General features: G+C 61.6%; 15 protein-coding genes. 7 read left to right on the top strand and 8 right to left on the bottom strand.

Annotation, left to right across the window (positions count from 1 at the left end; genetic code table 11):
• Positions 1-183 precede the first annotated feature (183 nt).
• Positions 184-861 carry a COQ9 family protein gene (locus Q1V51_RS10915; protein ID WP_300556251.1) on the top strand — a complete coding sequence of 226 codons (678 nt, stop codon included), beginning with the start codon at positions 184-186 and terminating at the stop codon, positions 859-861.
• A gap of 121 nt (positions 862-982) precedes the next feature.
• On the top strand, positions 983-1,630 hold the full coding sequence (locus Q1V51_RS10910) for an alternative oxidase (RefSeq protein ID WP_300556249.1): 648 nt from the start codon (positions 983-985) through the stop codon (positions 1,628-1,630).
• On the opposite strand, the gene Q1V51_RS10905 is transcribed toward Q1V51_RS10910, so the two are convergent.
• From Q1V51_RS10905 to purE, 4 genes are read right to left on the bottom strand one after another with little or no spacing between them, the layout of a single operon-like run.
• Positions 1,627-2,352 (bottom strand): hypothetical protein, encoded by a 726-nt coding sequence (locus Q1V51_RS10905; RefSeq protein ID WP_300556248.1) that lies wholly within the window; start codon positions 2,350-2,352, stop codon positions 1,627-1,629. The genes Q1V51_RS10910 and Q1V51_RS10905 overlap by 4 nt on opposite strands.
• Positions 2,353-2,367: 15 nt before the next feature.
• On the bottom strand, positions 2,368-3,150 hold the full coding sequence (locus Q1V51_RS10900) for a metallophosphoesterase (RefSeq protein WP_300556246.1): 783 nt from the start codon (positions 3,148-3,150) through the stop codon (positions 2,368-2,370).
• A gap of 7 nt (positions 3,151-3,157) precedes the next feature.
• Positions 3,158-4,240 (bottom strand): 5-(carboxyamino)imidazole ribonucleotide synthase, encoded by a 1,083-nt coding sequence (locus Q1V51_RS10895; RefSeq protein ID WP_300556244.1) that lies wholly within the window; start codon positions 4,238-4,240, stop codon positions 3,158-3,160.
• 6 nt (positions 4,241-4,246) lie between these two features.
• Positions 4,247-4,753 (bottom strand): 5-(carboxyamino)imidazole ribonucleotide mutase, encoded by a 507-nt coding sequence (purE, locus tag Q1V51_RS10890; RefSeq protein ID WP_300556242.1) that lies wholly within the window; start codon positions 4,751-4,753, stop codon positions 4,247-4,249.
• Positions 4,754-4,909: 156 nt separating this feature from the next.
• Between purE and Q1V51_RS10885 the strand changes: the two genes are divergently transcribed.
• Positions 4,910-5,650, top strand: a complete 741-nt coding sequence (locus Q1V51_RS10885) for a GGDEF domain-containing protein (protein WP_300556240.1) — start codon at positions 4,910-4,912, stop codon at positions 5,648-5,650.
• Between the two features lie 31 nt (positions 5,651-5,681).
• On the opposite strand, the gene Q1V51_RS10880 is transcribed toward Q1V51_RS10885, so the two are convergent.
• Together Q1V51_RS10880 and Q1V51_RS10875 are read right to left on the bottom strand one after the other, a co-directional pair.
• Positions 5,682-5,894: a DUF465 domain-containing protein gene (locus Q1V51_RS10880; RefSeq protein ID WP_300556238.1), complete on the bottom strand. Its 213-nt coding sequence runs from the start codon at positions 5,892-5,894 to the stop codon at positions 5,682-5,684.
• Positions 5,895-6,008: 114 nt separating this feature from the next.
• The gene (locus tag Q1V51_RS10875; RefSeq protein WP_300556236.1) at positions 6,009-6,623 is read right to left on the bottom strand and encodes a UbiX family flavin prenyltransferase; all 615 of its coding nucleotides are present in this window, start codon (positions 6,621-6,623) and stop codon (positions 6,009-6,011) included.
• Between the two features lie 90 nt (positions 6,624-6,713).
• Here Q1V51_RS10875 and Q1V51_RS10870 point away from each other — a divergent pair, with 90 nt between their 5' ends.
• The 3 genes from Q1V51_RS10870 to Q1V51_RS10860 all read left to right on the top strand — a co-directional run bounded on the left by Q1V51_RS10870 (position 6,714) and on the right by Q1V51_RS10860 (position 8,735).
• Positions 6,714-6,902 (top strand): DUF465 domain-containing protein, encoded by a 189-nt coding sequence (locus Q1V51_RS10870; protein ID WP_300556234.1) that lies wholly within the window; start codon positions 6,714-6,716, stop codon positions 6,900-6,902.
• Positions 6,903-6,990: 88 nt separating this feature from the next.
• Positions 6,991-7,863: a tetratricopeptide repeat protein gene (locus Q1V51_RS10865; protein ID WP_300556232.1), complete on the top strand. Its 873-nt coding sequence runs from the start codon at positions 6,991-6,993 to the stop codon at positions 7,861-7,863.
• Positions 7,864-7,937: 74 nt separating this feature from the next.
• The gene (locus Q1V51_RS10860; protein ID WP_300556230.1) at positions 7,938-8,735 is read left to right on the top strand and encodes a 3-oxoacyl-ACP reductase family protein; all 798 of its coding nucleotides are present in this window, start codon (positions 7,938-7,940) and stop codon (positions 8,733-8,735) included.
• 61 nt (positions 8,736-8,796) lie between these two features.
• Here Q1V51_RS10860 and Q1V51_RS10855 read toward each other — a convergent pair whose 3' ends face one another.
• Together Q1V51_RS10855 and Q1V51_RS10850 are read right to left on the bottom strand one after the other, a co-directional pair.
• Complete coding sequence (locus tag Q1V51_RS10855) at positions 8,797-9,474, bottom strand: cell cycle transcriptional regulator TrcR (protein WP_300556228.1); 678 nt, start codon at positions 9,472-9,474, stop codon at positions 8,797-8,799.
• 154 nt (positions 9,475-9,628) lie between these two features.
• Positions 9,629-10,615 (bottom strand): NAD(P)H-quinone oxidoreductase, encoded by a 987-nt coding sequence (locus Q1V51_RS10850; protein WP_300556226.1) that lies wholly within the window; start codon positions 10,613-10,615, stop codon positions 9,629-9,631.
• Positions 10,616-10,674: 59 nt separating this feature from the next.
• On the opposite strand from Q1V51_RS10850, the gene Q1V51_RS10845 reads away from it, so the two are divergent.
• A complete protein-coding gene (locus tag Q1V51_RS10845; RefSeq protein WP_300556224.1) occupies positions 10,675-10,866 on the top strand; it encodes a DUF1192 domain-containing protein in 192 nt (63 codons plus the stop codon).
• Positions 10,867-10,944 lie beyond the last annotated feature (78 nt).

Here is a 10,944-nt window from a genome sequence, read left to right as displayed (position 1 = left end):
CATTATTGTCGCGCACAACGATCTGTACGATGGCTCTCTCTCCATTGGTAAGGACGAGAGGTTCATCCCCTCGTCGCTGGTTCGCCAGAGGCGCGGCAAATAGCAGAGCTGCGACGCTGTGTCCACAGGCTTAAAGCACTGCTCCGGGATGACCGCGGCCGCTAACTGCACTAGAAACAGCCCATGACCGAGACATCTGCCAACGCCCAATCCTTTTACCATAGCACACGAACAGCCTTGCTGCAGGCGGCCCTGCCGCATGCCGCCTTTGATGGCTGGGCGGACGGCTTGCTTGATTTGGCGATCGAAGACAACGGTACTGATGCGCATGAGGCACACCTCGCCTTTCCTCGCGGTGAGCTGGATCTGGTCATCTTCTGGTCGGAGGAGCTCGATTCGCAGGCCCGTGCCGTGCTCGAAGCCGCCGACCTGCCCGCGATGAAGATTCGCGAACGCGTCACCACGGGTGTCTGGGCGCGGCTTGACGCCATGGACGGCCAGGAAGAAGCCGCGCTGCAGGCCCGCACCCGGCTCCTGAGACCTGATGCCGGTCATGAGGCCAGCCGCCTTCTTTGGGCGACAGCCGACATGATTTGGCAGGCGATCGGCGATCCGTCGACGGATTTCAATTACTATTCGAAGCGCACCATCCTCTCCGGCGTCTATGCCTCGACCCTGTCGATCTGGCTGCACGACACCGACCCGGACAAGACCAAGACCCGTGACTTCCTCGACCGCCGCATCGAGAATGTGATGCAGTTCGAAAAGACCAAGCGGCAGGTCCAGAAGATCACCGACAACCTCCCCGGCCTGGGCCCGATTCTAGGCCGTATGCGCTATGGTTTCGGGCCGCGCTTCTAGCGCGAGACCTACCCCTACTAATTTTGTGAGTTATGCCGCCGCGCGGCACCGGGTCGCCGTGATGCTGATCCTCTGAACGCTTATATTGTGTGCACATGATCCCAAGCGTCAGGAGGACGCCATGCACACGCACGAGACAGACCTCACCCTCCACCACAAACCGCAAGACCTGGGTGATCGCATCGCACTGGGCTTTGTCAAAATGCTCCGCTTCTTTGCTGACACCTTTTTCGCCAAGCGCTATGGCCACCGCGCCGTCGTGCTGGAGACCGTGGCCGCCGTGCCGGGCATGGTCGGGGGTCTCTTGCAGCATCTCAAGGCGATCCGGCATATCCGCGATGATCAGGGCTGGATCCGGACCTTGCTCGATGAGGCGGAAAACGAGCGCATGCACCTGATGACCTTCATCGAGATCGCCAGGCCGACCCTGTTTGAGCGAGCGGTGGTGATGATCACGCAGGCGATCTTCTATAATTGCTATTTCTTCCTCTACCTGTTCGCGCCGCGTACGGCTCACCGGGTTGTCGGCTATTTCGAGGAAGAGGCCGTGATCAGCTACACCCAGTATCTCACCGAGATCGATGCCGGCCGGCACGAGAACGTTCCCGCCCCGCAGATCGCGATCGATTACTGGAAGCTTCCGGCCGATGCCCGCCTGCGTGACGTGGTCATCGCCGTGAGAACCGACGAGGCGGAGCACCGCGACGTCAATCATGGCTTTGCTGATGAGCTGGGCAGGCGTCAGGAACGCACCGCTGCGGCGGCCTAGGCAGGATCGCGATAATCGCCTGAGGGCAACCAGATGACGACCTCGTCATCGGCGGGCACCTCGAGCGGGTATTGATAGAACTGCCGTACGGAATGGATCTCCGGCTGATACCGCGTCTCGATGAAGCGCAGCCGGTAGATCACTCGCCGGATCTGGTTATGGAAGCGGATCATGCGGGCCTGGTCCCGGAAATCCCGGGCGATACAGCGGATAATACCGTCGGTCGGCCCGATGACCTCGCATTCGGCCATTTCTTCCAATGTCCCGGCCGGCGGGACGAACTGGGCGCGCAAGCGCGGCAGGATGCGTGTCTGCAAGCGGGCCAGATCGCGCCGCAGGGCCTCGCGCTCATTCTCCTGCTCGGCGCTGAGGCGATGCGAACCCGCCGCGTCGACCACCGCCGCCCACTCGTCGAGCTGGAACACCGCATCGCGGACCGCTTCAAAACTCTCATGCTGCTGGCGCAATGGGTAGGCTGCGATCTCTGCACGAGCCGCCACGACAGCCCGCGCATAGGCCTGTGCGCTGGCGGCCATGCGCTCGGTGACGCCGGCATCCGTACTCATTGACCCCTCGCGTGCACGCTCGAGCAAGTCATCGAGTTCGGGGCGCTCGGTTTCGACTTGAGGCGCCTCGGAGTTTTCCTGCGCGGGATCATCCGCACCGTCATATCCGGTGAGAACCATCAGGCTACCCAATCCAGCCCATACGACGCTGCGCATCTTCGCCATCCTCTCTCAACCCCAGCGCGGTGAATGGAAATAGGCCTGCTCGGCCGGTACTGTGACCAGCTCGCGCTCTGGCCAGCGCATGGCTGTCAGGCCACCACCAAAGCAACACCCGGTATCAATGCAAATGACATTGTTCAGCTCGCGCACCTGCGGCTCGGCGACATGGCCATGCACGACGGTCCGGCGACCGCGATACTCGGCGGCCCAGTTGCGCCGGACCGGCAGATTATACTTGTCACGCTGCTTGGCGACATCGCCAAACAGGGCAAAGGCCCGTTCCTGACCGCTGGATATGCCGTGGAACTTCTTGGCGAGCCCGGCATGAGCGACCAAGAGCTCGCCATTATCCAGGATCAGATGAGTGGGCAGATAGTAGAGGAAATTGCGCACCTCGGCCTTGAAGGCATCCGGTTCGATCTCAAACTGGGTGATGGTCTCCTCAATCCCGTGGGTCAGGTGCACATGATGCCCATCGAGCCAGCGGCGGAACTTGTCATCATGATTGCCCATGACGGTATAGGCCTGCCCCGCCTTGGTCATGCCCATCACCAGCCGCAGCACATCCGGTGAGCGCGGACCGCGATCCACAAGGTCGCCGAGAAAGACCGGCTTGCGGCCGTCCGGGTGGGACACGGAGTAGTGGCGCTTGCCCCGCGGCCCCTCCTCACCGAGCCGATAACCGAGCTTTTTAAGCAAGGTCTCGGCCTCACCCGCGCAGCCATGAATATCGCCAATCAGATCAAACGGACCGGTATCATCGCTAAAGGCATGCGGAGAGGGACGCTGCATACCCGCCTTATGCCAGAGGGCCGAGCCGATTGACATGGCCCATCTTGCGGCCGTCGCGGGTCTGGCGCTTGCCATAAAGGTGCAGGCGCACGCCCGGGTCGGCGCTGAGCGCTGCCCAGTCATCCGCATCATGGCCGATCAGATTGGTCATCACGGCGGAGGAATGCGGTGCGGCATCCCCGAGCGGCCAGCCGGCGACAGCGCGCATATGCTGTTCGAATTGCGAGCAGGCGCAGCCATCCTGCGTCCAGTGCCCGGTATTGTGGACCCGTGGAGCGATCTCGTTGACCAGGAGCTCGCCGGTCTCCAGCTCGAACAACTCAACGGCAAAGACGCCGACATGGTCGAGCCCGCCGCCGATGGCATCGGCAATCTCGAGCGCCCGCGCTTGGGTCTGGCCCGTCAAACGCGGCGCCGGAGCGGTCGTCGTCTTCAAAATGCCGTCGCCATGGACATTTTCGCCCATCGGATAGGCTTTGACCGTGCCGTCTAGGCCCCGGGCCGCAACGACAGACAGCTCACGCACAAACCTCGCCGCACCTTCCAGGATCGCCGGCTGTTCACCGATTGCCTTCCAGGCGGTTTCGATATCCGTATGAGCGCGGATCCAGGCCTGACCTTTGCCGTCATAACCGAAACGGCGCGTCTTCAGCACCGCCGGCAGACCAATCATCGCCACGGCCTCGTGCAACTCGGTCAGGTCGGACACCGGCGCGAAGGGGACGGTGTTGATACCGGCTTCATTGATGAAGCTCTTCTCGACTACCCGGTCCTGGGTCAGCTCCAGTGATCGAGCACCGGGGCGTAGCTGGGAGACACGCGAGGCAATCGCCACCGTCTCAACCGGGACATTCTCGAACTCGAAGGTGACGGCATCACAGCGCGCCGCGAAGCCCTCAACCGCACCGGCATCATTCCAGGGTGCAGCCCAGGCTCGGGTTGCGACGCGGGCCGCCGGGCATTCCGGTTCAGGGTCGAAAACGTGGACATCGAAGCCCAGCTCGGCCCCCGCAGTGGCGAGCATGCGGCCGAGCTGCCCCCCGCCGAGAATGCCGATTGTGGATCCGGGCTCAAGCGGGGCGTGGCTCATGGAAGATCAATCCTCAACCGTTTCCTTGATGCTCTCGGTCTGGGCAGCGCGCCAGGCATCGAGGCGCTCGGCCAGACCAGCATCGGCCAGCGACAGGATGGACGCCGCCAGCAGGCCGGCATTCTTGGCCCCGGCATCACCGATCGCCAGCGTGCCGACCGGAATACCGCCGGGCATCTGCACGATGGAGAGCAGGCTGTCCTGACCGGATAGCGCCTTGGATTTCACCGGTACACCCAGCACCGGCAGGCTGGTCATCGATGCGATCATGCCGGGCAGATGTGCCGCGCCGCCGGCACCAGCGATGATGACCTGCACGCCTCTTTGGCGCGCGGTCTTGGCAAAGTCATACATGCGGTCAGGCGTGCGATGAGCCGAAACGACCTTGGCCTCATAGTCGACACCGAGGGCATCGAGGGCATCGGCCGCCTTTTTCATCGTGGGCCAATCCGAGCGCGAACCCATGACAATGGCGACGCGCGGTGCGGAAGAAGATGACGAGAGATCGCTCATGGCGCTTCCCGGTAACCAAAGGAAGCGCGGCACCATAGCCACCGCCGACAAAGGGTCAAGTTGCTTTTGGTGTTTGGGCTTTTGGGCCGGGCTTGAAGATTTCTTAACCGAGTCCGATGAGCCTGATTTAAGAATCATAAGGCCACGGGATTGCCCATGCGCATCGGACCGCTCAATTCGCCTGCCTCAGTTAACCGCACCAGCAAATCGCAAGGCGCGGGAAAATCGGAGTCTGCGAGCGAGGCCGCCTCCTCCCGCGACAGCGCTTCGATCATGGGCGTTCCGGAAGCCGAACTGACCCCGAATGTCCAACGCGCCCTGCTCTCGCTGATGGGCGAGGTCGATCAGCTGCGCAAGGAAACCGAGCGCCTCCGAGGCCGGGTGCGTGAGCTGGAGTCGCTGGCTGATCATGACGTCATGCTGCCGGTGCTTAACCGCCGCGCCTTCCTGCGCGAAGTAGGCCGGGCGCTGGCGCTCGCCGAGCGTCACAATGCACCCTCTGCCCTGGTCTATATCGATCTCAACGGCTTCAAGGCGATCAACGACACCTACGGCCATGCCGCCGGCGATGCCGCCCTGCACCATGTCTCGGCCCTGTTGACCGCGCACGTTCGTGAAACCGACGCTGTCGGCCGTCTCGGCGGGGATGAATTCGGTGTGGTTCTGACCCTGACGGGCCCGGAAGGAGCTGAGAACAAGGCACGCGAACTGACCGACCTTATCGCGGCAACGCCGTTTGAATATGCTGGTCGCGAGCTCAGTGTCGGTGCGGCCTGGGGTTCCTATTCCCTTAATCCGGGACATTCACCGGATGAAGCCCTGGCGCAGGCGGATGCCGCCATGTATGCGCGCAAGCAGGAACAGAAACAGGCCGAGAAGACGCGCAAGCAGGCCTGAAATCACACCATTTGTGAGCTGCAACCGCGCGCTAGGCGATGATGTCCGGCGTGATCTGGTCGGTGATCTTCGCCATCTCGTCCTTTAGACGCAGTTTCTCTTTCTTGAGCCGGGCAAATTTCAGCTGATCGATGACGCCGTTTTCGGCCAGCGCATCGACCTCTGCATTCAGCGCCTCATGCTCTGTGCGCAGCCCTTTGAGGCGTGCGCGCAATTCCATCTGGTCGAGGGATTCTCCGTCCATTCAGACCGATCTCTTGCTAGCGTTTACGTTCATCCGGCTGCCATCACACAACAAACGGGGCGTCCCGGGGCGTTGATTACAAGTCTACTCGCATTCGCCCAGCAAATAAACGTTTCAGGCGCTCGCCGGTTTGGTCGCAGCTGCCGGCCGCCGGCCGCCTTCGACGTCTTCGCCCCAGCGCCGTGTTCCGTCCCAGTCCAGTCCGAACAGGTCGAGGGCCCGGCCCACGGATTGGTCGACGATATCGTCGAGAGATTTCGGATTGGTATAGAAAGCCGGTAGAGGTGGGCAGATGATCGCGCCCATCTCGGTGAGTGCTTCCATCGTGCGAATATGGCCCAGATGATAAGGCGTCTCGCGCACCATGAGGACCAGGCGGCGGCGCTCCTTCAGGACGACATCGGCAGCCCGGGTCAGCAAGCTTGACGTCACTCCGGTCGCGATTTCCGACATGGTCCGTACCGAACACGGCGCGATCAGCATGCCGCGGGTCTTGAATGAACCGGACGCGATCGAGGCGCCGACATCGGGCATTTTGTAGCAGTAATCGCTCAGTCCCCGGAACGTCCGAATATCCATATCCGTCTCGTATCCGAGCGTCATTTCGGCCGCTTTCGAAGCGACGAGATGGCTTTCTACACCAAGCGTTTTCAGGGCTTCCAGGGCGCGCACGCCATAGATGATTCCCGAGGCGCCGGACACGCCGATTATGAGCCGATCAGTATTCATTTAATCCTAACCGCGAAACGTTTCGTGACTAGACATAGGGCGCAGGCGTGCTTCAATCACCTTGTCCACTGCAGTAAAGGAGACAACTCCATGCCTATCGAAGCCCGCATCCGTGAGCTCGACGCACGTCACACGCGTCTTGATGCCCAGATCGACGAAGTGGCCAAGCACCCCTCTGCGGACTCGCTTGAAATGGCACTCCTTAAAAAAGAAAAGCTCCGAATTAAAGAGCAAATAGAGGCCCTACGAACAGAAACACTCCGAAGTCCGGTCGTATGACGGAAACGTCATGACGAGATAACAGGAGGGCGGCTTTCGGGCCGCCCTTTTTGGTGGTTACATGATATCTGCAATGACGGAGACCTCCATGCGCCAAACGGGACTGGCCGCCCTCTTCTTCGCCCTGGCCCTCGCTGGCGCCCCCGCCCTGGCGCAAGAACCCAGTGCGATGTGTGCCGATGCGTTCGAAGCTATGGAACGCAATGATGACGCGGCCGTCGTCACCGCGCTTGAGGAATGTCTCGCCCGTGAAGCCCTCGATCCCCAGGCCGAAGTCATGGTCTATGCCGAGATGGCCAGTGCACTGAACCGGCTTGACCGCCCAGAAGAGGCGCTGCGGGCCTTCAGTTTCGCTTTTGCTATCGCGGACACCCAGAATGCCGAAATCACCCACCCGATGATTTACCGCAATCGCGGCATCGCCTTTGCCGCGACAGAGAATTTCGACCGCGCCCTGTCCGACCTCCTGCGTGCGCGGGCAAGCCTGCCGGATGATGCGCTGCTGCTGACCAATCTCGGCTATGTCTACAGCCAGACCGACCGCGCGGCGGAAGCGGTGGAGGTCTTCGACACCCTGATCCGTTCAGCCCCGGACTGGGCCGGGTCCTGGCTCAATCGCTCCAGCGCCTTCCTCGATCTCGGCATGATCGGCGCGGCCGTCTCCGACGCCCGGCGGGCGGTTGAGCTTGCGCCGCAAGACGGGTCCGCCCTCAACATGCTTTGCTGGACCCTGATCCAGGACGAGCGAGCACCGACCGCGCTGCCGATCTGCGAACAAGCCGTTGAGGCTGAGCCGGATAATGGCTCCATTGTCCATTCCCTTGCCGCAGCACTGGAAGCGACGGGTGAGACTCGTCGTGCCTATCGCCTTTATGCCGAGGCGCATGAGCTCTCTCCGGACGACCCGGAAATCAACGCCGATTATGAACGCACCCGCAGCCGTAATCGCCGCCGCCCTTGAGCTCAGCGTCGCCCTATGCCAATTGACTGCGCTGACTGTGCGGGTCCGGCCCGCTTGCAAGAGGAAGAATCTCGATGGCCTCCAGTGATCGCGTCGCAATCGTAACAGGCGGCGCCAACGGTATCGGCAAGGCGTGTGCCCGGCGGCTCTGCGAAGATGGCTGCCAGGTGGTGATCGCTGATGTGAACGCTGAAGCTGGACAGGATCTCGCTGATGAGCTGGGCGCCGACAAGGGCAAGGCCCTCTTCGTTCAGTGCGATGTCTCCGACCGGCTGGCGGTGAACAACCTGCTTTCGGAAACCCGCGCCAGCTTCGAGCGCCTCGACATCCTCGTGAACAATGCCGGCATCGTGGCCGGCGGCGACATTCTCAGCCTGACCGAGGCCGATTTCGACCGCGTTATGGCCGTCAATCTCAAGGGCGCCTTTCTGGTCGCGCGCGAAGCCGCCCGGCAAATGGTCGAGCAGATCGAGGAAGAAGGCGAGCGCTCGGAAGATGCCCGCCGCCGCTACGCCATTATCAACATGTCTTCGGTCAATGCAGTCATGGCGATCCCGGACCAGCTGGCCTATTGCGCGACCAAGGGCGCAATCCAGCAGATGACCAAATCCATGGCGCTGGCACTTGCGCAGCATGGAATCCGCGTCAACGCGATCGGGCCGGGCAGTATCAATACCGACGTGTTAAAATCAGTGAACGACAATCCCGAGGCGCTCGACCGCATCATGTCGCGCACGCCGCTCAAGCGTATCGGCGACCCCGATGAGATCGCCTCGATCGCCTCTTTCCTCGCGTCCCGCGATGCCAGCTATATCACCGGCGAAACGATCTATGCCGATGGCGGGCGGATGGCCCTCAACTACACCGTCTGATCAGCACACAAAAAGGCCGCCCCATTGGGAGCGGCCTTTAATCTGGGAATTGATTGCCGGTTTAGTTGTCGTCACTGGACGAGCCGGAACCACCAAATAGGGTCTCCAGATCGATATCGCCGGACGGCATGTCGTCGGCTTCCGGCTGCAGATCTTCAGCCGGTTTGAGCGTATCGGCCAGCATTTCCGGATTCTCTTCCTCGATCTTGCGGCGGCGGGCCGAAGCCTTCTTCACCTGTTCATCGAGGTCGATCTGGGTGCAAAGCCCCAGCGAGACCGGATCGGTCGGCTTGATATTGGCGGCATTCCAGTGCGTGCGTTCGCGCACAGCCTGGATGGTTGTCTTGGTCGTACCGATCAGCTTGGAAATCTGCGCATCGGAGAGTTCCGGGTGATTGCGCACAAGCCAAGCGATCGCGTCCGGACGATTCTGACGGCGCGACAGCGGTGTGTAGCGCGGACCACGGCGCTTGGCCGGCTGGTGCAGGTCGGAATATTTCGGCTTCACGACCGTCATCCGGTAGGTGTTGTCGTTCTCGGCCTTCTCAATCTCTTCGCGGGTCAGCTGCCCGTTGGAGATGGGATCGGCGCCACGCACACCCATGGCGACATCGCCATCGGCAATGCCTTTGACTTCCAGAGGGTGCAGGCCGCAGAAATCCGCGATCTGATCAAAGGTCAAAGACGTGTTGTCGACCAGCCAGACAGCGGTGGCTTTCGGCATCAGGATTTCGGTCATGCCTTGAAACTCCGGTGACAAATAAAAAAAGCCCGACGCGGCGGCCGGGCTTGGGCTTCCGACGTTCCGCTCGCGAGGATCACAAGACAGGAACGAGTTGCGTTGCTTATAACCGCAACGGAGCCGCCTGCCTAGCGCGACAAGTGTGATCCTATCACGGAATCAGCAGGATTTTTCCGGCCTGTGCGCCTTGATCCAGGCGTTCATGCGCGGAACGGACATCATCCAGGTCAAACCGGCTATCGATCACCGGCCGCAATTTGCCAGTCTCGATCCAGGGCCAGACGGTCTCGCGAATCGCCGCCGCCAGGCGGGCCTTTTCCGCTTCCGGTCGCGCTCTCAGGGTCGACCCGGTCAGGGTCAGCTTCTTCAGCATAACCAGCAATAAATCGACCTCGACCCGGCTGCCACTGAGGAAAGCGATCGAAACCATGCGGCCCTTTTCGCGCATGACATTGATATTCTTCTGGACGTACTCACCCCCGACCATGTCGAGGACGACATCGGCTCCGCCGGCTTCGCGCACGCGCTGCTCGAAGTCGTCCAGCTTGTAATTGATCGCCAGATCGGCCCCCAGCAACCGGCATAATTCACAGCGTTCCTCCGACCCGGCCGTGGCGATTACCGTCGCTCCAGCGGCCTTGGCCATCTGGATCGCGGTTGTCCCGATCCCGCTCGCACCGCCGTGCACCAGAATTGTTTCACCCTGCAACAAAGCCCCAGCTTCGAACACATTGGCCCAGACGGTAAACACGGTCTCGGGCAGCCCCGCCGCCTCGTCCAGCGGGATCGACTGCGGGGCCGCGAGGACCGAACCCTGCGGCGCGATCACATAGTCGGAATAGCCACCGCCCGGCACGAGCGCGCAGACGGCATCGCCCTCGCGCCAGAACTCGACGGCACTGCCAATGGCGGCGATGTGGCCGGAACATTCCAGGCCAAGTCCTTTGGGCGAGCCCGGCGGCGCCGGATAGAAGCCCAGACGCTCGATCTGATCAGGACGATTGATGCCGCAAGCCGCCGTCCGGATCAGCACTTCGCCGGATTTCAGCGGCCGCAATTTCTCATTTTCGACCGCCAAAACCTCGGGCCCGCCAGGAGGTTGAGCTGTGACGATGCGATGCGTAGCAGGATAGGACATGGGCGTGGTCACTTGTTTTGGCTATGCTGCGCGCCTGTGCGCACAAGGAGGGCTTGAAGATGGATGATGACATGGACCTGGCCGCGGCAAAACGCAATGTCATTACCCCGGGGGAAGATCTCGATGCCTTCTCTCTCGACGATCTAGCCGAGCGGCGCGAGATCCTGCTGGGGGAAATCGCCCGGATTGATACGATAACTGAAAAAAAGAAGGCGGGTCGCAGCGCTGCGGACGCCGTGTTCAAGATTTAATCAAGGTATTGGGGGATTCTGGCCTCGGGCTTGCAGTGATTCGAGCAAACTACGCAGGACAGATGGACGCGTTATGAC

This window comes from Maricaulis sp., assembly GCF_030149235.1.
Taxonomy (GTDB): Bacteria; Pseudomonadota; Alphaproteobacteria; order Caulobacterales; family Maricaulaceae; genus Maricaulis.
The sequence above is the reverse complement of the archived record's forward strand: the minus strand, read 5'-3'. Positions and strand labels throughout refer to the sequence as shown.